24 protein-coding genes and 1 tRNA gene are annotated in these 24,827 nt (G+C 63.5%); 7 read left to right on the top strand and 18 right to left on the bottom strand.

The genetic code is table 11. The features are described 5' to 3' along the window. Positions 1–164: 164 nt before the first annotated feature. The 11 genes from gap to VNH11_35275 all read right to left on the bottom strand — a co-directional run bounded on the left by gap (position 165) and on the right by VNH11_35275 (position 11,292). Positions 165–1,190: a type I glyceraldehyde-3-phosphate dehydrogenase gene (gene gap / locus VNH11_35325; protein ID HVA51666.1), complete on the bottom strand. Its 1,026-nt coding sequence runs from the start codon at positions 1,188–1,190 to the stop codon at positions 165–167. A gap of 198 nt (positions 1,191–1,388) precedes the next feature. Beyond that, complete coding sequence (locus VNH11_35320; GenBank protein HVA51665.1) at positions 1,389–1,547, bottom strand: hypothetical protein; 159 nt, start codon at positions 1,545–1,547, stop codon at positions 1,389–1,391. A 39-nt stretch (positions 1,548–1,586) separates the two neighbouring features. Further along, a complete protein-coding gene (locus VNH11_35315; protein HVA51664.1) occupies positions 1,587–1,724 on the bottom strand; it encodes a hypothetical protein in 138 nt (45 codons plus the stop codon). A gap of 316 nt (positions 1,725–2,040) precedes the next feature. After that, complete coding sequence (locus tag VNH11_35310; GenBank protein HVA51663.1) at positions 2,041–2,730, bottom strand: hypothetical protein; 690 nt, start codon at positions 2,728–2,730, stop codon at positions 2,041–2,043. Between the two features lie 98 nt (positions 2,731–2,828). Then, positions 2,829–3,512, bottom strand: coding sequence for a hypothetical protein (locus tag VNH11_35305; protein ID HVA51662.1), 684 nt, complete (start codon positions 3,510–3,512; stop codon positions 2,829–2,831). 18 nt (positions 3,513–3,530) lie between these two features. After that, entirely contained in the window at positions 3,531–4,433 is a 903-nt protein-coding gene (locus tag VNH11_35300; GenBank protein HVA51661.1) for a TPM domain-containing protein, read from the bottom strand. 141 nt (positions 4,434–4,574) lie between these two features. Continuing rightward, on the bottom strand, positions 4,575–4,829 hold the full coding sequence (locus VNH11_35295; GenBank protein ID HVA51660.1) for a hypothetical protein: 255 nt from the start codon (positions 4,827–4,829) through the stop codon (positions 4,575–4,577). 87 nt (positions 4,830–4,916) lie between these two features. After that, the gene (locus tag VNH11_35290; GenBank protein HVA51659.1) at positions 4,917–5,267 is read right to left on the bottom strand and encodes a hypothetical protein; all 351 of its coding nucleotides are present in this window, start codon (positions 5,265–5,267) and stop codon (positions 4,917–4,919) included. Between the two features lie 130 nt (positions 5,268–5,397). Beyond that, positions 5,398–7,734 carry an ELWxxDGT repeat protein gene (locus VNH11_35285; GenBank protein HVA51658.1) on the bottom strand — a complete coding sequence of 779 codons (2,337 nt, stop codon included), beginning with the start codon at positions 7,732–7,734 and terminating at the stop codon, positions 5,398–5,400. A 396-nt stretch (positions 7,735–8,130) separates the two neighbouring features. Further along, positions 8,131–8,212 (bottom strand) — tRNA-Leu (locus tag VNH11_35280). 53 nt (positions 8,213–8,265) lie between these two features. Next, positions 8,266–11,292, bottom strand: a complete 3,027-nt coding sequence (locus VNH11_35275; protein ID HVA51657.1) for a c-type cytochrome — start codon at positions 11,290–11,292, stop codon at positions 8,266–8,268. A 144-nt stretch (positions 11,293–11,436) separates the two neighbouring features. Between VNH11_35275 and VNH11_35270 the strand changes: the two genes are divergently transcribed. Together VNH11_35270 and VNH11_35265 are read left to right on the top strand one after the other, a co-directional pair. After that, a complete protein-coding gene (locus tag VNH11_35270) occupies positions 11,437–11,700 on the top strand; it encodes a type II toxin-antitoxin system ParD family antitoxin (protein ID HVA51656.1) in 264 nt (87 codons plus the stop codon). Continuing rightward, the gene (locus VNH11_35265) at positions 11,697–11,993 is read left to right on the top strand and encodes a type II toxin-antitoxin system RelE/ParE family toxin (protein ID HVA51655.1); all 297 of its coding nucleotides are present in this window, start codon (positions 11,697–11,699) and stop codon (positions 11,991–11,993) included. The genes VNH11_35270 and VNH11_35265 overlap by 4 nt, the downstream gene beginning before the upstream one ends. A 2-nt stretch (positions 11,994–11,995) precedes the next feature. Here the strand turns inward: VNH11_35265 and sdhB are convergent, their stop codons facing one another. The 4 genes from sdhB to VNH11_35245 all read right to left on the bottom strand — a co-directional run bounded on the left by sdhB (position 11,996) and on the right by VNH11_35245 (position 16,401). Next, complete coding sequence (gene sdhB / locus VNH11_35260; protein ID HVA51654.1) at positions 11,996–12,913, bottom strand: succinate dehydrogenase iron-sulfur subunit; 918 nt, start codon at positions 12,911–12,913, stop codon at positions 11,996–11,998. 109 nt (positions 12,914–13,022) lie between these two features. Further along, complete coding sequence (locus VNH11_35255; protein HVA51653.1) at positions 13,023–13,340, bottom strand: hypothetical protein; 318 nt, start codon at positions 13,338–13,340, stop codon at positions 13,023–13,025. Between the two features lie 84 nt (positions 13,341–13,424). Continuing rightward, entirely contained in the window at positions 13,425–15,437 is a 2,013-nt protein-coding gene (gene sdhA / locus VNH11_35250) for a succinate dehydrogenase flavoprotein subunit (GenBank protein ID HVA51652.1), read from the bottom strand. Between the two features lie 103 nt (positions 15,438–15,540). Continuing rightward, positions 15,541–16,401, bottom strand: a complete 861-nt coding sequence (locus VNH11_35245) for a succinate dehydrogenase cytochrome b558 subunit (GenBank protein ID HVA51651.1) — start codon at positions 16,399–16,401, stop codon at positions 15,541–15,543. A gap of 343 nt (positions 16,402–16,744) precedes the next feature. Between VNH11_35245 and VNH11_35240 the strand changes: the two genes are divergently transcribed. From VNH11_35240 to VNH11_35225, 4 genes are all read left to right on the top strand, one after another. Continuing rightward, positions 16,745–17,221 (top strand): response regulator, encoded by a 477-nt coding sequence (locus VNH11_35240; protein ID HVA51650.1) that lies wholly within the window; start codon positions 16,745–16,747, stop codon positions 17,219–17,221. Positions 17,222–17,667: 446 nt separating this feature from the next. Next, positions 17,668–18,417, top strand: coding sequence for a hypothetical protein (locus VNH11_35235; GenBank protein HVA51649.1), 750 nt, complete (start codon positions 17,668–17,670; stop codon positions 18,415–18,417). Then, positions 18,392–19,285, top strand: coding sequence for a lipoyl synthase (lipA, locus tag VNH11_35230; GenBank protein ID HVA51648.1), 894 nt, complete (start codon positions 18,392–18,394; stop codon positions 19,283–19,285). Before VNH11_35235 ends, lipA begins: the two co-directional genes overlap by 26 nt. Before the next feature lies 1 nt (position 19,286). Continuing rightward, on the top strand, positions 19,287–19,550 hold the full coding sequence (locus VNH11_35225) for a lipoyl domain-containing protein (protein ID HVA51647.1): 264 nt from the start codon (positions 19,287–19,289) through the stop codon (positions 19,548–19,550). An 89-nt stretch (positions 19,551–19,639) separates the two neighbouring features. Here the strand turns inward: VNH11_35225 and VNH11_35220 are convergent, their stop codons facing one another. The 3 genes from VNH11_35220 to VNH11_35210 form a co-directional block, all read right to left on the bottom strand. After that, on the bottom strand, positions 19,640–20,332 hold the full coding sequence (locus tag VNH11_35220; GenBank protein ID HVA51646.1) for a hypothetical protein: 693 nt from the start codon (positions 20,330–20,332) through the stop codon (positions 19,640–19,642). A 178-nt stretch (positions 20,333–20,510) separates the two neighbouring features. Next, entirely contained in the window at positions 20,511–20,831 is a 321-nt protein-coding gene (locus VNH11_35215) for a thioredoxin family protein (protein HVA51645.1), read from the bottom strand. Between the two features lie 198 nt (positions 20,832–21,029). Next, entirely contained in the window at positions 21,030–22,673 is a 1,644-nt protein-coding gene (locus VNH11_35210) for a TolC family protein (GenBank protein ID HVA51644.1), read from the bottom strand. Between the two features lie 208 nt (positions 22,674–22,881). Here VNH11_35210 and VNH11_35205 point away from each other — a divergent pair, with 208 nt between their 5' ends. Then, positions 22,882–24,819 carry an N-6 DNA methylase gene (locus VNH11_35205; protein HVA51643.1) on the top strand — a complete coding sequence of 646 codons (1,938 nt, stop codon included), beginning with the start codon at positions 22,882–22,884 and terminating at the stop codon, positions 24,817–24,819. The last annotated feature ends 8 nt before the right edge of the window (positions 24,820–24,827 follow it).

The following is a 24,827-nucleotide window of genomic DNA, read 5'->3' as shown; positions in this document are numbered from 1 at the left end:
CGAACCGTCGATCTGATCGAGCGCGTCGGCAAGTTGGGCCAGTAGAGTTTCGGCAACGCGGTAGGGTGGGGCCAGCGTGCGTGCGAGCGCCGGCCCACCATTAGCAACGTGGTGGGCCGGCGCTCGCAAGCTCGCTGGCCCCACCCTACCGCTTTGCCGAAACTCTACTGGCCCAACTTGCCGACGCGCTCGATCAGATCGACGGTTCGGCAACTATAGCCCCACTCGTTGTCGTACCAGCTTATGACCTTCAGCAGGTTGCCGCCGATGACCTGCGTCCAGTCGGCCGCAAAGATCGAGCTGTGCGAGTCGCCGATGATGTCGCTGGAGACGATCGGGTCTTCCGTGTAGCACAGAATTCCTTTCATCTTCCCTTCGGCAGCTCTCTTGATGGCCTGGTTGACCTCTTCGGCCGTGACGTCGCGTTTCATCAGGGCGGTCAGGTCGACCACGCTGCCGGTCGGCACGGGCACGCGCATGGAGATGCCCGTCAGCTTGCCTTGCAACTCAGGAATGACCAGACCGACGGCCTTGGCGGCGCCGGTCGAGGTGGGAATGATGTTGAGCGCGGCGGCACGGGCACGATAAGGATCTTTGTGCGGCAGATCCTGTACGTTCTGGTCGTTGGTGTAGGCGTGCGTGGTGGTCATCAGGCCCTTGTCGATGCCGAAGGTGTCGTTCAGCACCTTGGCCACCGGCGCCAAGCAGTTGGTCGTGCAGCTTGCGTTGGAGATGCATTTGTGAGCGGGCGAGAGCTTGTCGTCGTTGACGCCGAGCACGCAGGTGATGTCGGCGCCGTCTTTGGCCGGGGCGCTCAGCACGACCCGTTTGGCACCGGCCTGCAGGTGGGTGTCGTAGCCGGGCTTGCCGCCGCCCGCACGGCCGGTGAAAATGCCGGTGCTTTCCACGGCGACATCGATCTTCAGCTCGCCCCAGGGGAGCTTGGTCGGATCGCGTTCGGCGAGCGCCTTGATCTTTTTGCCGCTCACGATCAGCGTCCCTTCTTCGTGCGAGACGGTGCCGGGATAGCGGCGATGGATGCTGTCGTACTTCAGCAGGTTCGCCAGGGCGGCCGTATCGGTAAGATCGTTGATGGCCATGACTTCGAACTCGCCGGGCCGGGCCATCAAGTTACGGAACACCAGCCGGCCGATGCGGCCGAAACCATTGATTGCGACACGAATTGCCACGAGAATCTCCTTAGTTTATGTTCGCTCCCGCCATCGGACCGGCGGGCAGAATCGCGTGCGACGAAACCGCGAATTATACTGCCGCGGCCAGCGCGCGGCAACCGGGCAACGGCGGCAGGTAGTGATTCCATTTGCCAGTCTGTCAAATGAAAACCGGGTTTCGGGGGCCTAGCGGCGTGCGCGGGAATTAGGCAGGGGCTATTCCCTGAAATTGTTAACTGCAAGGAACACGCATGCGATGGCAATGGCTCCGAGGAGCAGCATCGCTCCGCCGATCATCGCCAGGTCTTTCAAGCTTATCAGCGGCTCCCAGCGTTTGCGTGGCCGCTCGACTTTGACAGACGGTTTCTCTTCCATGCCGCCATCATACCACGGCAGCCGCCGGGGCGGGGTGAGCTACTTGGCCTGTTTGTCGCGGTGCCACTCTATGGAAAGCTCGACCGCGAGCACGGCGATGACGAAGAACATATAGATCAATTCCTCGCGTCTCGTCAGCCACCACTGCACGGCCAGCCACACGCTTTCGACAAGCATAATGCAACAGAGCGCGTTGCGGGGCCAGCGATACCACCTCGATTTAATGGCCATGCCTACATTTTAGCGTCGGCGGGGCGGTTGTGGGTGCGGTGCCAAAAACGTCTATCGTTGGCGGGGAATGAGGCTAGATTGCGGCATGGCGGTTAGCGTCTCTCTTACCGAAAGATCAAAGTCGCCGGTTGCCTCGACGATGATTGTCGTTCGGTTGGTTCTGAATCCACATGCTCGAAGAGCAACGGTCACTACATAGCGACCTCTGGGAAGAAAGACCTCCCCTTACCGGGAGACTCGCGCCTCCCGCTCGCCTGGGCGGCTACAGCGGCACGTTGAGCCGCACGTTCATGCAGAACTGCGATTCTTCGCCTCGCAGCCAGTCGCGCTGCATCGCTTTCAAGGTGGTAATCCGATCGCGGTGCGATTCCGCTTCCAGCCGCATCGGCCGTTCGAAGACAGTCGGGTTGTCGAGCACCGCACGGGGAACGAGCATCACGCGGATCTTCCGCTGCCGTATCCCTTTGTATCGCTCAAAGGTGAGTGCGAAAACGCACTCCACCTCCGCAACCCTGGCGTCGGGCACCATCTTGGCGGCCGTGCCAACCTTGAACGGCTCGGCAATCGCCAGCCGCACCAGATTCAGGACGTACCAGCGGTCTTCGCTCGGAAAGACCAGGAACGGTTGGTTCTCGGTCGTCTTCTTGGCGGCTCTCCGGATCAGTCGTCGCGGCATCGGATGCGAGATGACTTGCTCCAGAGGATCTTCGAAGTGGACGTCGAGGATCAACCAGAACTCCTCGGTGTCGTCGGCGCCGGTTCGGCGCACGACGATCGTGTTCTGCGAAACATGAATCACGTCCATGTCTTGGCGACTGCGCCAGCTCCGCCAGGTCCAGAAAAAGGCCCACAAGCTGCTGAACGCCAGCGCCGCACCCGATGCCACCACTTTCAACCAATGGTCGTGCGTCAGCTCCGTGGTGCGATGAACGATCCACTCCCAGTCCGGCATGACGGTTATCCTTTGCAGTTGTGCCTTTGAAAGTAGATTCGCCGGAACACGGCGGATCTTGACGTGCGAGCTCGTGGGACTCGGCAATCCATGAAACCCTACAGCCGCCGATCGAGCACCACCAGCGCGTCGGGCAGTTCGTTGACGTCGCCTTCGGCGCGTGGCAGCACGGCCGCCAACCGCCGGCCGGCGGCCGCGACGGTGTTGCAAATCGCGTCGGCCAATGGCTGCCCGCGCAGCGATGCGGTGAGATGGTCGCGCAGCTCATCCAAGGCCGGCTGACCGAGCTTGGCAACCACCGCTTCATCGGCGACGATGGCGGCCATCCGCTCGAAAAGCGAAACGTAAATCAACAGTCCGGTCCGGCCGGCCGTGTGGTGTACACGGCCGTCGAAGAACACTTGTCGCGAGCGGGCGAACACCTCGTCGCGCATCTGCTGCGCGGGCGTGAACAAGTGCCGCAACCAATCGACGTGAGCACCGACGACCGCGCCCACGACAAAGCCCACCACCATGCTGAAGACCAGCACCAACAAATACGCCCAAGGCGGCAACGATCCCCAGTCGCCCGCGCCGGCGTGTTCGGGCAACAGCGCCCACGTGGCTGCCAACGAACCGGCAGCCGCCCACAGGCCGACGATGTCTTCCGGCCGATCGTAGCGACCCGATACGGCCGCCACGACCGGCACAATCTCGGCCGAGGTTTTCGCCTCGGCAGCCGCGACCGCTTCGTTGATCCGCTGGTAGTCGTGGGCCGCGAGCTTCTTGGCAACGCTCTGCATTGTTATTGTTTCTCCTCGTTACCACGACCCCGTGGCGCCACCGCCGCCCGAATAACCTCCACCGAACGAACCGCCTGAGAAATCGCCTCCGCCCGAGTTCATGGAGCTTCTCAGGAACGAGTAAAGCAGGTAGCCCACGATCGAGAAGATCGCTCCCCACAAGAGCCAGGCCCAACCGCCGGCGCCGCGGCGAATGAGGGAGACCACCGTGAAGATCATCAACGCGATGGCCGCTACGACCAACACGGGCTGCCACCAAGGCGTGGGTGGCTTCGGCAACTCCAGGCCGCGCGCCATTTTGTCGAGCGCTTCGATGCCGGCCAGGATGCCACCGGAAAAGTCGCCCTGGCGAAAACGCGGAATGATTTGCTCTTCCATGATCTGCTGGGCCAAGGCGTCTTGCTCGTGCTTCCAGCCCGCGCCCAACTCAATGCGGGCCTTGCGGTCGTCAGCCGACACCAGCAGCAAGATGCCGGTGTTCCAGAGCTGACCGTCGAGCTTGGCATGCCCGATCGTCCACTGATCGAACAACAGATGGGCGAAGGTCTCGATGCGCATGCCGTCGCCGCCGTACTTGGCCATCGACTCGATCGTGACGACGATGACCGGCGTCGCCTTGTCGTCGAGCAGCTTGGTCGCAATCTCGCGGATGTGTTGCTCGTCGGGCGATGAAATAAGATCGGCCAGATCGACGATGAACTCGCGCTCGCCCGGACGCTTCAACTTCATGCGGCCCGGTTCGCCCACGTCGGGTTCGTCGGACCGCTCCGCCAGAGCTGGCTCCGGCTCAGTCGGACCGTCGGCCGCCGTGATCGTATGCGGACCAACGGCCATCAAAACGCCGACGAGAGCGGCCAACGCAAAACGAATCGGACTGACAGGCAACCGCGGGAGGCGAAGCCGATGACATTGATGGCTCATGAGATCATTGTAGGGTGCGACCAGCGAGCTTGCGAGCGCCGGCCCACCGTGAACGACGTCGCGCCGACGGTGGGCCGGCGCTCGCAAGTTCGCTGGTCCCACCCTACGCCTGCGGTCCACGCGATGCGATCCGGTCGCAACTCAGGTCTGGGCAAACGGCTCCGCGGCCGAAGTGGCCCCGAGAAAAAAATAACGCACGCAGTCGTCCGCCTTCTCCAGCTCGTAGATGGCAATGCTGGTTGTGCGGGCACCGGCCATGGCGGGCAGGCCCGACAGCATGCGAAAGATGTTGCGATTCACGGGCAAGGCCACCGTTTCGGCCAGGGCCTCCGGCGACGGCACACTTTGACGGTGGCCGTCATACGGTCCACCCACAAATTCAATACGGTTGCTCATGGTTCTTCCCTCGGCCCCTTTTTCTCTCATCGACGCTCACTAAGCCGACGAATGCTCTCCATAGCATATCGCGTGCCAGCGAATCCGTCACCTGCGGTGTACCAGAAAGCTCTCTTCTCCCCGCGTCAGGTAAATCGCTTCCTCGCCCAGACTCGCGCAGATTTGACGCAGAAAGCCCACCAGCCGTTCGAATTCGTGCTCGGCGCCAAATGAAACCTCGAAACGTTCCAGCACGTCGTGCTGCATGCGCCCCTGATCGTCGAGCCAGAAGCCTTTCACCAGCGAAGGAGCGTGCGTATATGCACGGAAGTGCTCAATCAGGAACCGGTGGATCGTGTCGCGTGGCGTGGCGCCGTGCTCCCTGGCCGGCGCATCGAGCTTGTGCGCCGGGATGTAGAAGGCCGTCATCTTGCCCAGGGGTGTCAGTGCGTCATTCACCGCGTCTTCCTCGGCTCCGCCCAGGTAGCCCGCTTGCTCCGCAAGCGGAACGGTTCTCCACTACCTTTGGACCGAACTTATGGAAAACCCAGCCACGTGAAAACGCCGTTCCGCTTGCGGAGCAAGCGGGCTACGTGGCGTAAAACTCCTCGCTGGCGGCCAGCGTCGCTGCCAATGCCTGCGACGTCTGTCCATTCTGGAACTCCGCCAGCCAGAAGGCCATGCCGTCGGCGTCGGCGGCCCGCTGCAGATATTGCTCATACAGATTGTTGATCGCAATCTCCCGGTATTCCGTCGAGGCCACAAAGATGCTGGCCACTTCCTGCGGCGTGACGCCAGCATTCAACTGCCCGACCCAATACCTGAACTCCGCCCCTGTGGGCAGGCGTCCCAACAGTGCATTATACAGATTGCTGACGAAGCCGTTGGTCGAACCGGCCATCGTCGTGAACTCGCTGGAGCTGACGATTTGTGCCACCACGGTGTCGGACGAGACGCCCGCCTCCAGTTCGGCCACGAAATAGCTCAGGGCCGATGGATCGGCGGCGCGTCCCAGCAGTTGCTCGAAGTATCCGTTGACGAGGTGCGTGTCATACTCGTTCGAGTGCGTGAAGACTTCGCTGATCTCGGCGCGAGTGGTTCCGGCGGCGAGCTGGTCGACCCAGTACGTGATCTCGGCGTCGGTGGCGGCGCCCGCCGCCCTGCCGAGCACCACGGTGTAAAGATTAGCCACCCAGCGGTAATCGGAGCTTTCGACGGTCACGACGGCGTTCTGTGCCGAACTGCTCGAACCGTTCGTCGCGCTCACGGTGAACGTGTCTTTTCCCCGGAATCCCGCGTCGGGCGTGTAGGTGAACGAGCCGTCGCTGTGGAGGGTCAGCGATCCGTGCGAGGGCGGGCTGACCAGCACGGCGGTGAGCGTGCCGGAGGTCGGTGTGGCCCCGCTCAACACGCCGGGCGCCGCGGCGGTGATCATCCCGCCGGGACTGTAATAGTATGTTGCCTCGGCCAGCACGGGCCGCGGGGTGGGAATGGCCGCGGCATACAGTGAAACGCCGTGCGTGCCGTCGTTGGCCGCGGCAAACAGGGTGTTGCCGGCCGACGTCAGATTGCTGGGGTTCGAGCTGGGCGCGCCCGGATTGATGTCGGCCAACAGCGTGGTGCCGGCCGCCGTGCCGTCGCTTTGCCAAAGTTCGAAGCCGTGTACGCCGTCATTGGCGGTGAAAAAGAGGTAACCGTTGGCGGCCGTCAGATTGTCGGGCGTCGAGCCGACGCTGCCGGCGTTGACGGCTGCCACCATCGTCGTTCCGGCCGCGGTTCCGTCGCTTTTCCAAAGCTGCGTGCCGTTGACGCCGTCGTTGGCCCGGAAGTAGAGCACGCCATCGACGTCGGTCAACTCGGCCGGATAGGAGCTCGCTCCGGCTGCGCTGGTATTGATGTCGGCGACCATCGTGGTGCCGGCGGCGGTGCCGTCACTTTTCCAAAGCTGCACGCCGTGCGTGCCGTCGTTGGCCGCGAAATACAGCGTGCCGGCGACGTCGGTCAAGCTGGTCGGAAACGAGCTTCCGGACCCGATTTCGGTCACCATTTCGGTGCCGCCGGCCGTGCCGTCGCTCTTCCACAACTGGTTGCCGTACACGCTGTCGTAGCCCGCGTAGTAGAGTGTGCCGTTGACGTCGGTGAGATCGGAGGGTGAAGCGCCGATCGTGCCGTTGGTGACGCCGTAGACGAGGTGCGTGCCTGCCAACGAGCCGCTGGTCACATAAAGCTGAGTGCCCGACGCGCCGGCGTTCGCCGTAAAAAAGAGCGAGCTGCCGACGGCCGTAAGCTGCGAGGGGTCGGCCGCGCCGCTGGAGGGCCGCAGGTTGCTGATCATGACCGTGCCGGCCGCGGTGCCGTCGGTGGTCCAGACCTGCGTGCCGTCGCTGCCGTCGTTGGCCGCGAAGAACAGCTTGCCGTTGAGGTTGGTGAGGTCGGCCGGAGCGATGCCTCCGCCCGACGCGTTGAGACCGGTCACCATGGTGGTGCCCGAGGCGGTGCCGTCGCTTCTCCAAAGCTGGGTGCCGTCGCTGCCGTCGTTGGCGGCGAAGTAGACGTAGCCGCCGACCGTCACCAGATCGGTGGGATCGGAGCTGTTGGGAGTTGTCACGCTGTTGATGACGGTGCTGCCCGGATTGATGTCTTTGACGAGCGTGGTGCCCGACACCGTACCGTCGCTCTTCCAGAGTTCGACGCCGGTGGAACCGTCGTTGGCGGCGAAGAGCACCTGTCCGCCGAGCGCGGCCATGTTCGAGGGGTCGGCGGCGCCCGTGGGGTTGATGGGTAGATAGGTGGCCGAGAGAAGACTGCGGTCTTCCAGGTTTTCGATGGTGCGGCCCAGGACGCCCGCTTTGGTGAAGCGGGGCCGTTGGCGCGTTTTTTTGCGCAGACGTTGGCAAAACCGACGGAACAGCGATTCCGGCGTCATGAGGGTAAGTCCTTTCCCAGCCCAGACAGCAGAACAAGCGCACGCGCGGCCTTTTTTTCGGCGGCGTCTTAGGGCCTATCGTCTTCGGCACCAACGCTACATCAGTAATTTGCGGCACAACCGTTACAGACCGGCGATTGGCACACGGATTGCCCCGCCACACGCTGCTGGAAACGTTCAATGCCCGCCAGGAAAAGCGGTGGCTGGGGCAGAGCTTGGCCCGATAGCGGCTGCCGACTTTCAATGGCGTGGCGGCCAAGCGATGCCCCGGTGCGTCCAACCGGGGCATCGCCCGGCCGCCAAGATCAACGAGGTGCCAGCCTCCACGCGGCCAGACTCTGCCCCAGCCGCCACCCACGTCTCATTCTCGGCCGCGTGAAGTATAACTCGTTGCAGTGCGAGAGCCGGGACTCGAACCCGGATGGGTTTCCCCACTGGATCCTAAGTCCAGCGCGTCTGCCAATTCCGCCACTCTCGCGCGATGCTTCGCTGACGTTGGCCATCAACATCACGCCGCGATATTGTATCAGCTCATTGCTCTCCGCGGAGCAGGTAGGCCAGCAGCTCGCTTAGCTCCGCGGGCGTTTTCACGATGCCGACGGGCATCGGCGAAAGCTCCTGGAGATCGCGCCGGGCGACCTCGCTCTTCACGAGAGTCCGGCGCGTGCCGTCTTGCTGGAGCAACTCCAGGCCGTCGGCCGTCTCACTCACCACCAGGCCGGTGACAACCTGCCCGGCGTCGGTTTCGATCGAAGTCCGACGGAAAAGCGGCGACATTTGCTTGCTGGGCAACAACACGGATTCAACCAGATAGGCCAGCGTGAATCGCTTGGCCGCGTCGGCCAGGCTGGGGCCGCCCGTGCCGGAGGCATCGGCGCTGACGGCGTGACACTTGACGCAGCCCAGCTTCTCGAACAGCCGCCGGCCCTGGCCCGCGTCGGCCTCGGCCACGGTCTTCGTCCAATCGACCTTGAGAAACTCGCCGCTTAGCTCGTTGCCGCTCTGGCCGGCCGCGCTCTTCAGCCGCTCGGCCAGAGAATCGGCTCCCAGCTTTTCGGGCAACCGCAGCGCCACGCTTCCCAACGCCCGATAGTGCAGATACATGCCGCAGTCGCCCGATACATTTTGTACGCGGACCAGCACATCGTTGCCGCCCGGCTCAAGTACGAGCGGCACGACATCTTGCAACGGCAGCGCCGCGCGCACCACATCCTGCGACCAGACCTCGCGGCCGTTGTGCCAGACCTTGACGCCGTCGTCGGAACCGACCATCAGCCGCACGCGCTCGCGCCGCACGGTCTCCAGGCGGAAATAGGCATAGAACGACGCATCGTCGCAGGGTCCGAACTTGCGCGCCAGATCGATGTGCGTGGAGTTCTCGACCTCTTTCCAGGCGATCTTGGCGTCGCCTTGCGGATAAAGGGCCGACAGGTCGATGGCCGCCGCTTCGGGTGGATGCCCCGTTTGAAAACCCCGCCCGTGATCGGCAAAAGGCCCGGCCAGCCAGACACGGCCGACGCCCTTCAACGGCGCGACTGCCAGGCGGCGCTCTTCGCTTTCTTCGACGACCCGGGCGACGGCCGGTTCGCTCCGGGCGTCGTTCAGCAACCGCAAGAAGTGGGCGGCCTGCAAGCGGACCGGCTCGTCGGCATCGGCCAGCCGCTCGACCAACAGCGAAAAGAGTTGCTCTTGCTCGGTCGAGTGTTGGCCTGCCCGCCAGTGCTCGGCCATGGTGAAGTTGCCGATGCGTCCGCGCTCGCGGAGATCGATCTTGGCGTCGGCGAACTGGATGAGGTGTTGCTCCGGAGAAGGGAGTTTTGCCAGCGGCAAATCGCCGGCAATCGGCTGCGTGGCCGGCGGCACGGTCAGCCGAAAACCGGCGGCCAACACGCCCGCCAACCGGCTGGCCGCGTCGCGGCGGGCGGCGCAGAGACGCGCCAGGTCGTCGCAGGTCGCTCGTTCCGCCAGAAGCAGCGCCGCGGTCTGCCGCAAGTAGCTATCGCCGCTGCGCGCCGGGTCGGCAAGCACCTCATCGGGCAAAGGGCCAACCGTTCGAAAGAAAGCCAGCAAAGCTGCGTGTTGCACTTGCAGGTCGGAATCGTGCAGGGCGGCGATGAAAACCTCTCGCGGCGTGGTTTGAGGGGCAAACTCGGCCAGCGCCCGAATGGCTTGCAGGCGGATGTCGGTGCCTTTGTCCCGCGTAAATGCGATCAACTCATCGGGCTTGCCGCCAGCGCCGGCCGCAGTAAGCCAGATCAAATGGGACCGGCTGGGATCATCGGGAGAAACGCGGCGCAGCCGTTCGGCCGCCTCGCCGAGCAGCGCCTCGCCGCGCCGCAGCAGTTCGACGTGGGCCGCGCTGCGCCTCGACCACGATGCGTTCGACAGTTCCGCCCAAAGTTGCCGCTGCTTGGCCCGCGCAAGATCGATCGCGGCAAACGGATGCGATGCGGGATCGTCGCGGCGGGTGATCATCACGAGGTCGCTCTTGTAGGCCGGCGAACCTTCGTTGTGGGCCATATGGGCCACCGTGGCGAAGATGCGGCCGCCGCGGCCCACGCACACGCCCACCGGCCGGGCGTCGTTCTGGCACGCCAAGAGCACGTGCTCGTCGGCCTTGAAGCCGGCGCCCCGCCGCTGGAGCGGATAGCGCGTCACGCTGCGCGTACACCAGCGGGCCACGAGCAGGTTGTCGCGGTAACGGGCCGGCAGGAAGTCGTCGTGATAATACGCCTGGCCGACCGGAACTGCCCGGCCCATGCCGGCGAACAGCGTATCGAGCAGGTCGCGGCGCTCGGGCGTCTTTTCCACCATCCAGCCCCGCGGCCAGAAAAACTCGGCGTGCGGCGTCGCGTACAGCAGCCGGCCGGGCACGTATAAATCGGGAATGCTCTCGTGGTCGTTGTCGTTGGAAAACAGGTTCCAGTGCCGGTCGAAGGCCAGACCGCACGCGTTCCGCATGCCACGGGCGACCACTTGAAAGCCGCTGCCATCCGGCCGGCAGCGAAACACGCCGCCGACGCCCGTGTACGGCGTGGGCGTGTCGTCGGGCTGGCTGAAGAACGTCCAATGGCACCAATGGTCGGGCCGGCTGAAGTCGCCGTAGCCGACCACCGGATCGCCCATCGACAGGTACAGGTCGCCCTCCGGTCCCCAAGCCAGCGCGTGAAAACACTGGTGTACGTGGCCCAGGGGAACGCCCCACACGAGCCGCCGCACGTTCAGCCCGTCGCGCTGGGTGACGCCGCCGGGCAAGATGTAGAGCGCGCTGACCGTGAGCAGGTAGAGGTCGTCGCCGCGGATGGCGATGTCGTTGATCCAGGTATGATCGGGAAACTGATACAACCGCCGCCGCGGCCGATAGCCTCCTCGCTCGTCGGGTTCGTACACGAACAACGAGCGCCGGCCGCCGACAAACAGCCGGCCCATCGAATCGCCCCGCACCGAAAAGAACGATTCATCGGCCGACGAGTCGATCGACACCAGCTTCAACTCGGGGTCTTGGAGCGAGTAACCCGCGTCGTCAGCCGCCCGTCCGGAGGCTGCGAAGAGAAGCATGAACGCGGCGGATGCCCGGAGCGATATGGCGAAGAATGGTCGTGGCATGACAAAAAGAGGGTGTCGGAGACTTTCCATCGTCACGTTTACGCGGTTAAAATAGACGGCAAACGGGTTAGCGAGGATTTGTTGGGAGATGTGCTTATGGGTTTGCAGTTGTCCGAAGAGTTCGAATCGTTTGTTCAACAGCGGGTCGAAAGTGGAGTTTACCCAAGTGCCGGTGAAGTCGTGCGGACGGCATTCGGTCTATTGGAGCAGCGCGAGCGGCTGCTGGCAAAGCTTGACGCGGGCATAGCACAGTTCTCCACCGGTGAGTTTACCGAGCATGACGACGAATCGTTGGAGCGGTTTTTGGACGACATTGAAACGGAGGCGCGACGGCTGCGAGCGAAGAAGAACGGCGCATGAGGCGGTTCGCCCTGTCCCATCTGGCGCGGACGGATCTCGCCGAAATCCGTGAATATGTCGCGCGCGACAAGCGCGCTGCAGCGCGGCGGCTGGTCAGTGCGTTCTACGAGCGGTTTCGCCTGTCGGCGGATTTCCCCGAGCTTGGCGAAAAGCGTGACGATCTTCGTCCCGACCTGCGCAGCTTCTCGGTCGGAAGCTACGTCATTTTTTATCTTCCGGATGTTCATGGCGTGCGAATCGCTCGTGTCATGCATGGCGCGCGCAACATTACGGTATTTTCCAATTTCGGCTGAACTCAACGATCGAACCAGCGTTTGAGGGAGTGCAGCGTGGTGGCGCGGCCGGCGCGGGCGATGGAAGTGGTGAGCGGAATCTCCTTGGGACAAACCGCCACGCAATTCTGGGCGTTGCCGCAAACTTGCAGGCCCCCTTCGGCCATCAAGGCGTCCAGCCGCTCGCCCGCGTTCAGCGCCCCGGTCGGATGCGTGTTGAACAGCACCACCTGGCTGATGGCGTGCGCGCCGATGAAGTGACGGTCGTATTCCACCCGCTGCCGCTCGGCAAACTGTTCGTCGGTCTCGGCGGGTTCACCGGCGTGGCCGGCGGCCTGCTCCACCTCCACCTTGAGATACTGCGGGCAGGCTTCCAAACAGCAGCCGCAGCTCATGCACTGACTGAGCGGATAGGCCTGCTGCTGCATGTCCGGCGACTGCCGCGGACCCGGCCCCATTTCGTGATAGCCATCCACCGGGATCCACGCCTTGACCTTTTCGAGCGCGCGAAACAGCCGCGAACGGTCGACCACCAGGTCGCGGACGACCGGGAACTTGGTCACCGGCCGCAATTCAATCTCGCCGGGCTCTTCTTCCAACAGCCGGTCGACCAGCGCGGTGCAAGCTTGCCGCACGCGACCGTTCACCAGCATCGTACACGCCCCGCAGACTTCCTCGAGGCAGTTGCAGTCCCAGGCCACGGGCGGCACCGGCTTGCCGTCGGACGTGCGGGCCTGCGCGGCGACGCGCTGCAGCACGCTGATGACGTTCATGTCGTTCTCGCGCAGCACCGTGTGCCGTTCCCAGTAGCTCGGCTCGCCCGGTGCGTCTTGCCGCAGCACGCGGACGGTGAACGTGGTGGGGCGGGCGGCGGCGTGGCCGTTGTGCTCGTGAGCCGCGTGACTTGAGGGGGCGCTGTGCGTGGTGGTGGACTGGTCCATCAGGTTTGATTTTGGATTTTGGATTTTCGATTTTGGATTGTAGGGGGGATCGGGAGCCGGCGGTCTCTCGGCAAACCGTATGCGAGTTAGTCGCTTAGCTTAGACATCGTCACAAATTCTTTGATGGTTCCATGCCGCGAATTTCCCGCCAGTATTCTTCGGCAACGTCCTCGTCGATTTCGACGCCACGTTGACCGCCATACAGGCGATCGTCACCGTCTGTGTGCGGGCCGGAAATCCACCACTCATCGCCGGTTACTTCATCGTAGTAGTTGGCTTTGAAGCCCTGCCCGCCCAGCCGATGAAAAACATGGTCCCTGTAGTAAATCGTTTTGTAGGTCTTGGAGAAACGAACCCGTCCTATGCGGCCTACGGCATTGAGGCCCTGTGCGGACTTATTCTCCATGTACATGATTCGTGTCTTCATAGCTCCGGATCCGCAGGGGAATCGTCTATCGCTCGACCACCCGCCCCTCGGTGGGCCGGCGCTCGCAAGCTCGCTGGTCCCACGCTACGTTGCTACGGCAACGGCGGGCTTGACTGTCGCGCCGTTACCGTCGGTGGAGGGCTGCGGCGGACGGCTGGCTTGCCGCTGCTTCCAGACCTCTTCGATGATCTCGGCGCCCACCAGACCATACAGCCGCGGCCGCGGTGGAATCAGCGACGTATCGACGTCTTCGTAACTCAACTCCGGTTCGCCGTCTTTCAACACGGCGATCGTCGATTTGAGCCACCTCTTGGTGTTGGCCTCGAACCGGTCGCACCACTGCTCCGCCTCGCGACGGAGTTCCGCGGGCGACGCGGCGCTCAGGCCGGGCAAGGCGAAGTCCGGCTTGAAATGGGCGCCGCGGCATTCGTCGCGCTGCAAAGCGCCTTTCAAGATCGTCTTCGCCAGCGGGAACATGTCGCGCAGGGCCTTGGCGAACACGACGTTCTGGTTGGTCCAGTTGCCGGTGTCCGAGAGCGAGCAGCGCTCGACCCGTTCGGCCAACTCGCTTACTTGCCCATAAGCCTCTCGCAAGGCATCGTTGTGCCGCACCACGGTGGCGGCCTTGGTCATGACCTGGCCGAGTTCCTGGTGCAGCAGATACGGGTTTTCGCCGCCACCCGTGTGCTTGAGCAGCCGGTCGTGGTCTCGCTGGTGATCGTTGCGGGCAGTCTCGAAGAGGCCCGCAGGCTGCTCGGCAGCCGACTTGCCCGACAGCGACTTGAGCAGGTTCTGCACGCCGGGAGCGATCATCAGTCCGCTGAAGATGCAGCTCAACAGCGAATTGGCCCCCAGCCGGTTGGCCCCGTGATACTGATAGTCGCATTCGCCCAGGGCATATAGGCCGGGGATGTTCGTCACCTGGTTCCGCGGCGAGCCGGCTTTCAGCCCGCCCGACGCAGTCCGCTCGTAATCGACCCACAGTCCGCCCATCGAGTAATGCACGGCGGGGAAAATCTTCATCGGCACGTCGCGCGGATCGACGCCCTGGAACTTTTCGTAGATTTCCAGGATGCCTGCCAGCTTCTGGTCGAGCACGGCCCGCGGCAGGTGGGTGAGATCGAGATAGACGCACATCCGGTCCGGTTCGACGCTCAACCCTTCCTGCGTGCAGACGTTGAAGATTTCGCGGGTGGCGATGTCGCGCGGTACGAGATTGCCGTATTTCGGATAACGCTCTTCGAGAAAGTAGTATCGCTCGGCTTCGGGCACATGCCGCGGATCGCGCGGGTCTTGCGGCCGCCGCGGCACCCAGACACGGCCCCCCTCGCCACGAGCGCTCTCGCTCATCAAGCGGAGCTTATCGGCGCCCGGAACCGCCGTCGGGTGTACCTGAATGAACTCGGCGTTGCCGTACTTGGCGCCCGCGCGAAAGCAACGGGCGGCGGCGCTGCCCGTGCAGGCCATCGACATCGTCGAGCGGCCGTAGATCAGGCCGCAGCCGCCGGAAGCCACCAGCACGGCATCGGCCGGAAAGGAGCGAATCTCCATCGTCACCAGGTCCTGAGCCACGGCGCCGCGGCAGATGCCGTTGCCGTCGAGCACCGGTGCCAGGAAATCCCAGAACTCATACTTGACGACGCGGCCTTCCCCTTCCCATCGCCGCACCTGCTCGTCGAGCGCGTAGAGCAACTGTTGGCCGGTGGTGGCGCCGGCGAAGGCCGTCCGCTTGAAGAGCGTGCCGCCGAAGCGGCGATGGTCGCGAAAACCCTCTGCCGTGCGGTTGAATGGCACGCCCAGCCGGTCCATCAAGTCGATGATCCGCGGCCCCCATTCGGTCATCTCTTTCACCGGCGGCTGGTGCTGCAAAAAATCGCCGCCGTAAACCGTGTCGTCGAAGTGCAGCCATTCGCTGTCGCCCTGCTGGCGCGTGGTGTTGTTGACCGTGTTGATGCCGCCCTGAGCGCAAACGCTGTGCGAGCGCTTGACGGGCGCGAGGCTCATCAAATCGACCTCGACGCCCAACTCGGCCAGCTTCATCGTCGCCGCCAGGCCGGCCAGACCGCCGCCCACAATCAATACTCGCTGTTTCGACATCGCCGTTCTCGTCTCTCCGGAGGATGGCCTTCCCAGGCCGTCCAGTGTGCTTGTCTTCTTTGTTACGGGATTCTTACGGGACGGCCTGGGAAGGCCATCCTCCCTATTCCTTCGCCGCGTCGGCGGGCAACTGCGCCGTTTCGCCGCCGGTCTTCTCGCTCGCTTCCTGCGCCTTGATTTGCTCGACGCGCTTGGCCATTTCTTCGCGCTGCTCGATGCGGGCCTGTTCGATCGCCTGGGCCTCGCCGATGTCGGCCCGGCTCATGCCGAACAGGGCGCTCATGCCGATGAAGGCCACCAGCAGGCCAAAGGCGCCGCACACATAGTCGGCCCGCCGCTGGGCCGCGGGCGTGGTCCACAGTCCCCAGGTGATGCCCGACGTCCACAGGCCGTTGGCCAGGTGGTAGACGGTCGAGAGCACGCCGACGGTGTAGAGAATCTTGACCAGCAGCGACTGCAAGGCGGCCGCGGCGGTGGAGGTGGCGTGTTCGGGGTCGAACTGGCCGCCGCCCAGATTGTGGGCCACTTTTTCGGTCCAGAAGCTGTTGTGGAACCAGCCGTGCATGTGAAACACGTGCCAGCCGATGAACAGCAGGGCGATCCAGGCGGTCACGCGCTGCAGCGTATAGCGGACGTTGCTGCCGTAGCGGTAGGTGCCGCTGTTCGGCTCGCAATTCACCGCCCGCACGATGCCCAAGGCGGCATGGAAGATGATCGGAATGAAAATGAAGGTCCACTCGACGAAGGGCAGGGCCGGTCCCAGGCTATGAATCGTGTCGACCTTCTCCTGAAACGTCTGCGGCCCGCCCAGCACCGTGGCATTGGTGAGCAGGTGGATGCACATATAGGCCCCGACGGGCACAATGCCGCTGAGCGAGTGCAGCCGGCGGAGCAGGAATTCGTGGCGGCCGTAAAAGCCCGTGGCCTGGGGTGCCGGCGGGATGGTTTGATGTGAGGTTTCCAACTCGGTCGTCCTTTGACTGGCCCCGAAAAGGCCGATGGCGTTCGCGCGTGAGGTTCTTTTCGGCCAGTATAAGGTTGTCGGCCGCGGTTACAAGCCTGCCGGATTGGCAGCGGCTTCCTATTTCCGCCCCCGCCGGACTCGCCCCATTCGCCCCAAGTTGTCTTTGCCGGCATTTCGAGCCATGATATAAGAACCGCAGGACATGAGAGTTACGCATGGTAGCACGCTCGCCTGCCGTGTCGACTTAGGATTTGGTATCGCACTTGCTCCATCTTCTTACCGCCTGCCACTCCTTCCTGACGAAAGCCTTGAGATGACGTTCCCGTTTGGCGCGAGGCAGTCCATGCGTGCTTCCATCTTGATTACCGACGACGACCGCGGTTTCCGCGAGACGTTGCGCGGCGTTTTCGAGCCGGAAGGATTCCACACGCTACTGGCCGAGAATGGAGCCGAAGCGCTCGACATCGTGCGCCATAGCGACATTCACCTGCTTTTGCTCGACATGCACATGCCGCGGTTGACCGGGCTGGAAACGTTGCGGATCGTCAAGCAGATGAAGTCGCGGCTGCCATGCATTCTTCTTTCGGCCCATCCCGACGAGGGCCTGGTGCGGCAGGCGTTCGAGGCCGACGCGTTTTCGTTCCTCACGAAGCCGGTCAGCCGGAGGACGATCACCAGCACGGTCCGCTTGGCCCTGGCCAACACTTACGATTGGGCCGTGGAAGCGAGCGACGATCACGAGGTCGAGCCAACTCCGCGCCACGAGCAAGACCCAGCTCCCCCGGCAATCGATCCGCGGCTGTTCCGGCGCGATACCTAGTGCTTTGTCACCGATCGACTGATCGATGGATCGCAAACGACTGGTCGGTGGCTGGGGCAGAGCTTGGCCAGATCCGATCCGGTTTGAGGACACGCTCGGCGGCCAAGCGATGCCCCGGCGCGTCACACCGGGGCATCGCTTGGCCGCAGGGCGTATTCTGATGGTCGCGGTGGTAGCAGGCCAAGCTCTGCCCCAGCCACCATCAATCGACGACTGACAAAGCACTGGGCCGGAACACGCGTTTGCAAGCACAGGCCCAGCGTTACCGAGAGCCGCCTGCCGATCTTGGCCCGTTCGCGCGGGCCTGCTAAACTCAAGAATCGACCACGATGGCGGTGAGACCACGACCATGCAGTCTTTTACGCTCGGCCGGACCTGCCTAATCCGTTCGGCAACGACGCGGTCCGAAGAGTGCCGATTTCAGCCTTTTGCACACAGACGTTTCTATGTCACCCGACGCCCGACAAACCGTGCTGCGACCCACCGTCGAAGCGCATCTACTCGGGCGGGTCGAGTTCGACGCCTGCCTGTCGCTTCAGCAGCGGCTGGTGTATGAGGCGTCGGGCAGCAACTGCGGCAACATCGCCCTCTTGGTTTGCGAGCATCCGCTCGTCGTCACCGTCGGCCGCCAAGGTTCGCGGTCGCACATTCATTTGAGCCATCACGAGCTGGTCAGCCGGCAGATCGACGTGCGATGGACGAACCGCGGCGGCGGCTGCCTGGTCCACGCCCCCGGCCAGCTCGCCGTCTATCCCATCGTGCCGCTGGAGAAATGGTCGCTGAGCGTGGGCGGCTTCCTCCAGCGGCTGCAACAAGGACTGGCGGCCGCCCTGGCCGACGTGAGCTGCCAGGCCGATGTCAGGCCGGGCCGGTTTGGTTTGTGGGCGCACACCGGGCAAGTGGTAGCCGTGGCCGCGGCGGTCAAGAATTGGGTCAGCTACTACGGCGCCTACATCAACGTCTCGCCCGCACTCTATCCCTTCCGTTGGGTCCAGAGCGATCCGATCGACCTCAGCCCGATGACTTCGCTGGCCGCCGACCGCCGCCGGCCCGTCCGCATGGCGGGCATGCGCGAGGCCGTGGTGCGGCGGCTTTCGGAAGCGTTTGGCTGCGACCGCTATCACGTCTATTCGGGACATCCGCTGTTTCGGCCGCGTCACGGAGCAAGCCATGTTTACCCTGCCCGTGTTGGATGAGCCCGCCGACGCGCCGGCCATGCGGCTGCCGCGTTGGCTGAAGCGAAATGTGCCGTTGGGCAACGCCGACCATTTCACGGCCCGGTTGCTCGACGAGCTGCGGCTGGAAACCGTTTGCGACAATGCCCGTTGCCCCAACCGCATGGAGTGCTATTCGCAGAAGACGGCCACCTTCATGGTGCTGGGCAACGTCTGTACGCGGCCCTGCGGTTTTTGTGCCGTCGAGCGCGGCCCGACGCAACCGCTGGAAATCGACGAGCCGGAGCGGCTGGCCGAAGCGGCTTTCCGCCTGGGGCTGAAGCACGTGGTCATCACCTCGGTCACGCGCGACGATCTGGCCGACGGCGGCGCGGAACACTTTTATCGCTGTGTGCTGGCGGTTCGCCAGCGGACCGGCGCGGCGGTTGAAGTGCTGACGCCTGATTTTCTCGGTAAGCCGGGCGCGGTCGAGCGCGTGGTGGCGAGCCTGCCCGAAGTGTTTAACCATAATACGGAAACCGTGCCGCGGCTCTATCGTCGGGTGCGCGGACCCAAGAGCGACTATCGCTGGACGCTCGAACTGCTGCGGCGGGTGAAGCGGCTTGCCCCGCGGATCAAGACCAAGAGCGGCCTGATGCTGGGCCTGGGCGAAAGCCGGGAGGAGATTCTCGACGCGCTGGCCGACTTGCGCGACGCCGGCTGCGATCTGCTGACGCTCGGCCAATACTTGCAGCCGTCGCGCAAGCACCTGCCGGTCGAGCGGTATCTGCCGCCCGACGAGTTCGACGAGCTGGGGCGGATGGCCCGGCAGCTCGGTTTTTGGCAGGTGGCCAGCGGACCCTTCGTGCGATCGAGCTACCATGCGCGTGACATGGCGGAGGCGAGCTGAGATGTCTGCGGCGCGGCACGTGCTGGCGTTGCCCGACCTGGGCCTTCCCGATCGGCAGCTCGTGGCCAGCGTATGGCTGGTGCGGCGCGGCAGCGAGGTGACGGAAGGCGACCGCCTGCTGGAAGTGCTGGCCGGCGAAGTGACGGTCGATCTCTCGGCGCCCGCCAGCGGCGTGCTGACGCAAAAGTTGGTGCGCGACGACGAACCGATCGTCGTCGGGCAACCTTTGGGCGTGATTGAAGAACGTAGCCCGCTCACTCCGTGAGCGGAACCCTCCAATCGCTTGGATCCTCCACCGTATGGGCGATCCAACGCCAGTGCCACGCCCTTCCGCTTGCGGAGCAAGCGGGCTACTCAGGCTGCCTTGCCAGCGCTGGTGAAATCCGGCCAGCGATACACGACGGCATTTCGCGACTTGCCGATCGCCTGCGCCGCGCCCGTCTCGCGCAGACAATAGGCGATCCGCTGAGCAACGTGCCGTGGCACATCGAGTGCCGCCGCCAGATCGACGGTCTGCCATGTTTCGGGCAACTCGCAGTCGAGCAACCTACGCAGGTCGGCGGGCGTCTGCAAGCGGCAGGAGTCGAGCACGGCTGCGAGCTTTTGGTCTTCGACCACGAAATCGCCGGCCCGCCAGCGTCGCCGCCGTCCGTGACCCGGATAGCGCCATTCTTCGGTCTCGACCAGCACGGCCTCCAGCGTGAGCCGCGGATGCGGAAACACTTTGGTGAAGTAGACCAACTCGTCGAACAACGCCAGCAACGTCTGGCGTTTGGGACTCAACCGGCGCTCGGTGACGCGGCCGTTCTTGCGGCACCGCTTGACCAACAGCTTGGCGGCCACGATCGGCTTGACCACCCGCACGCGATGGTCGCTCAAAAGCGCGGCCACTTTGTTGCGAATGGCCGACAGCGAGCCGTGTTGAATCTCCACCAGCTCGCCGTCGCGCACCGCATCGATGCGATAATGGCCGTGCCGCACCTCCATGCGCAGATTGGCCGGGTCGGCATAAAGCCGCTTCAGCTCTCGGTGCAACGAGGTTTCCATGCGCGTGCCGCCGGCGGAGTGGGGGCGTGAGTATAAACCCCTTGGACGACCGCCACAACGGCGGCTTATGGAAGCCTGGCATCTGTAGGGAACGCCCTCCGTGGTGTTCCGCAGTCAACCGACGGATTCGACAACGACCGAACCACGGAACACCACTGAGGGCGTTCCCTACAGATCGCTATTCCTTGAATAGCGACATCCCTTCGCGGAGTTCGTCGGAACTTGGCCGCGAGACTTGTCTCAGCACCTGCCCGTCACGCATGAAGACCAACGTCGGCCAGAGCTTGACGCGGAATGAACGGCCCAGCGGCTTGCCTTTGCCGTCCTCGATTTTGATGTGTCTGACGGCCGGCAGCGATTCCAGCGCGGCGGCCAATTCGCGCTGCACGGCCTGGCAGTGAGGGCACCACGCGGCCCCAAACTCCAACAACACCGGTCCGCTGAATCGGTCGACTTCTTCGCGGCCCGGTTCCGGCTCGCTCTGCGGACGATAGCTCATGGACTCTCCTTTTTCGGTTATGACAGTCAAAACGGGCAATGCAGCGCGCGTAGGGTGGGACCAGCAAGCTTGCGAGCGCCGGCCCACCGATACCAGGCGTCAGGCGTCAGGTGTCAGGCATCAGGCGCGAAAGAAGGAGGACCGTGCCTGATGCCTGACGCCTGATTCCTTCTCACGACGTCCGTTTTGCAGCCGACGCTACGGCAAAACCCGCTGGCCGACCACGGTGTTGAGCCGCAGCATGGCGCGGCGATGAGCGATGACGGCGTCGCGATATTGGCGGACAAACTCGTTATGTTGCCGCTGAGCTTCGAGCACGTCGATGCCGCTCTTTTCTTTATGTCTGAAAAGCTCGATCACGCCTTGGCGTGCCCGCTCCGAGTGCGGCAAGATCACCTTCTCCAGCCGCTCGGCCGACTTGCGGCTGGCCTGATACTCCAGCAGTGCCCGATCGACTTCGGCAATCGCCTGCCGCTCGGCCGCGGCCAGCCCGACGCGTGTTTGAGTCACGTTGTATTGTGCCCGGCGGATGTCCCCTTGGTTTCGGTTAAAGAGCGGAATCGTTCCCAGCAGGCCGAAGGAGAAGCTGTTTGCGGTCTGGCCGCCGATCGCCTGGTTGCTCTGCGTTTGGTAGGGCGAGTAGATGACAAACACGTCCTCGATCACCTCTTTGCGGTTCACGCGCAGGTCGGCTTGCGCTCGGGCGATCCCCAAGCGGAAGGCCGCCACGTCGGGCCGAAGGTTGAGGGCGGTCCGCACGAGTTCGTCGCGATTCGGCGGCGGAGGGGCTGTGTCGCGAATGAGCCCGCGCACCTCAAGTTGGTCCGCCATTTCGGGCGGGAACGCCAACATCATGCCCAACGCATGCCTGGCCTGCTGATATTGCGTTTGTGCCCGGTCCAGCCCGATGGCCGCGGCGTCGTGCTGGATGGCGATGTTCAGATAGTCCGGCTCGGTGATGGCGCCGGCCTGCAACTGGACCTCGGCGGTCTCGAGCAGCTTCGCTGAGCCGGCCAGGCTGGCCTCGGCGTAGCGAATGGTTTCGCGCGCCACGACCACATCGAGGAACGTGTTATAGAGGTCGTCGATCGCCAACCGCACGGCGTTCTGATACTGGGCTTCGAGCACGTTGACGGCGGCCCGTGCGGCGTCGGCGCGTGCGCGTCGCTTATGGTTCAGATCGACCGGTTGGACCACAGTGACTCCGTAGTTCGTTCCTCCCGGCCTCGTTTGGGAATAGGGCGCGTAGGGATAGCCGCCCCCCGACAAGAAGTAGAACGGATTCCCGCGCAGGCCCGCGGTGATCACATCGGCCCTGGCTTGCGGAATCTCGTACGACTTGGCCCGCAGGTCGGGGTTGAAACGCACCAGCCGCTCGATGGCCTGATCGAGCGTCAGACCGTCAGGCGGGCCTTCGACGTCGCCGGGCGGCAATTCGAGCGGGCCATACAAGGGCGGCAACGCCTCGGCCTTCATCTGCGGACGCGTGGCGCCCAGCGGGGCCGACGACCGAATGATCTGCGGAGGGGGCGCGGAGATGGACGACAAGGCACTGCCCGATCCGCCGCGAAAATGGACCGTCGATCGCGAGGGATCGGCATGCTGTTCCAGTCCCCGGCCGCGTCCGCCCGGCTCATGCAGAAACGGATTTTCGCCGGCGCCCGGCGCCGCGCCCGCGGCCGACTGTTGCTTCGCCTGCCGCTTCTTGGTCTGGCCCTTGGAAAGGAGGATGATTTCATCGCTGAGCCCAATCAATTGTTGAGCTTGGGCCTTGCGGCCAGCGGCGAGCGGGCCGCAAGCGAGCAGCATAGCCACGGTCAGAATGCTTGCGAGTCGTAGCATGAGGCTGAGAACTTTAAGGAATCTGGCTCAAAGGCCGAAAGCACCTCTTCTGCTTTGTCGGCCATAACGCCTGGGCCGATTGAGCCGAAATCGTCAACTTTAGCGGCCGCTCAAATCCTGCGGCCGGCCCCGCCCACGTTGCGCCCCGATTGCTCCTGAACGTTCGTCGCCTTATGATGGGCGAATGACCCAGGGAAGGAGCGACACGATGACAACCACCGCTACGCGAAACAAAGCGCGGCTTCGCACTTTCGAACCCACGTTGTTCGATAATGATAACGGCACGGACGAGCAGCGACTGCTCGTCGAAGCCGAACGCATCCTTTTGGACGTGGCCGACTACGTTTACGCGCGCACGTCGCTGAAACCCGTCTCCAAGACGCTGTTTTTCATTTCCAGGTGCCTTTGCGTCGCCAAACTGGTTGGCCGGACTTCATCGCCGGCCGATCTTTGTCACAGATACGGCGACCTTCGGTCTTCGATGAACGGGCTGTTTCCCACCGACGACTTCGACTTTTCCGCAGTCGTCGCAGAATGTGAGGAACATGTTCCACGGGTGCTGGAGGCTGTACACGACGTATGCCGGCTGACAAACAAGTCCGACAGCTTGGGCCTTGTGTTCAACACGCTGTTGCGAGGCAAGTTCGAGGGCGGCGAGGGGCTGGGAACGTTCCTCACGCCGGAGGAAGTCGTATTTCCGATGGTCGATATGCTCCTCAAGGTCGCCGGCGATAAGGCACTCGACCGGCTAGGCGGCGAGGAGCGGTTGCTTTTCGGCGACATCTGCGGCGGCACAGGCCGGTTCGTGTATGCGATTGCTCGCCGGTTGGAGGCTGCCGGAGTTTCCCGGAACCGACTGGAGAACGCGGCGCGGCTTTTCGACCAGTCGCTCATGGCGGTCGATCTGGGCAAGCTGAACTTTCTGTTCGACGGCATGCAGCCGTCGTTCGAGCGCGTCGGCGATTCGTTGATCGCCCCGCAGGTTGGCTCATTGCGGAGCCAGTTTCTGCTGTTGGCAACCAATCCACCTTTTGGCGCAGGCAAGTATCGCTGGAACAAGGAGCTTTCCGAGTCGATCCCCTGCGAGATCCTCACGGCGATCGGCATGCGAGGCTCCAGCGATAGTGCCGATCCCTCTGAGTTGTTCTTCTTTCGCAATCTTGATCTCCTCGCTCCCGGCGGTTCTCTGGCCATTGTGCTTCCCGATGGAGTCGTGCAGTCCGACGACTTCAAGAAAGCGCTGATGGTTTACGAGCGATTCCGCAACACGTGGATTCACTTGGCGGCCATCGTCTCGCTGCCGACGGCGACTTTCTCGCTGGGCGGCACTGTGGCGAAGACCTCGTTTCTCGTGGCGCAAAAGTTGGAAGAATCGAAGAAGAAACGGCTCTATGTCGCGGTCGCTCATCACGTCGGCTTCTTGAAGCGCGGCAAGAAGCGGGCGGACGACCCACAAGGCAACGATCTTACGCGAATTGCTGACGAGTTCGGCTCGCCGCGGCCAGTGCTTGGCCGTACGGTTGCCTGCTGGCAGGAACACGAGTCGTTCGTGGCCGCAAGGCTTATGCACGCGGCTACGAATGGCTCGTCAAGCACGGGACCCGTTCTCGGCGATGTTGTCGATATGGTCCGCGTCTTCCAGACTGACGATGGCAATCGAACCCCAGAGCGGTTTCACGTGTCGGTGTTAGACGTCGACGGGACGGGGCTCATCGACATCGTCGCAGCCAGCAAGAATCAGCCACTTTCACGAGGACTGGCATGCCGGCCAGGCGATATTCTGGTATCGTGCATGAACCCGAGAATCTGGCGCGTGGCCGTCGTGCCGCAGTTGCCTGGATCGTGGTCATGCAGCGCGGAATTCGTGGTGCTGAGGCCGAAAAAGCCCGATGATGCCTGGCGAATCTCTTTGGCCTTGCATCACCCCAGCGTATCGCAAACCGTGCAGGCTATGGCGAAGGGCACATCGTCCAGCCGGCAACGAGTTCCCAAAGACCGCGTGTTGTCGGTAAACGTCAACAAGGTCGAGATGACGGAACAACTCGCCGACTACATTTCGTGGCGGGAGTTACATTATGCCAGACGACTGCGCGAAGCCCGTGCCTATGAAAAGATTCAGCAGGGGGATCCCGGATTTGAATGGTAGGCAGAGAT

This window comes from Pirellulales bacterium (genome assembly GCA_035533075.1).
Lineage (GTDB): Bacteria > Planctomycetota > Planctomycetia > Pirellulales > JAICIG01 > DASSFG01.
Note: the sequence above shows the minus strand (reverse complement) of the source record. Positions and strands in the feature narration are given on the sequence as shown.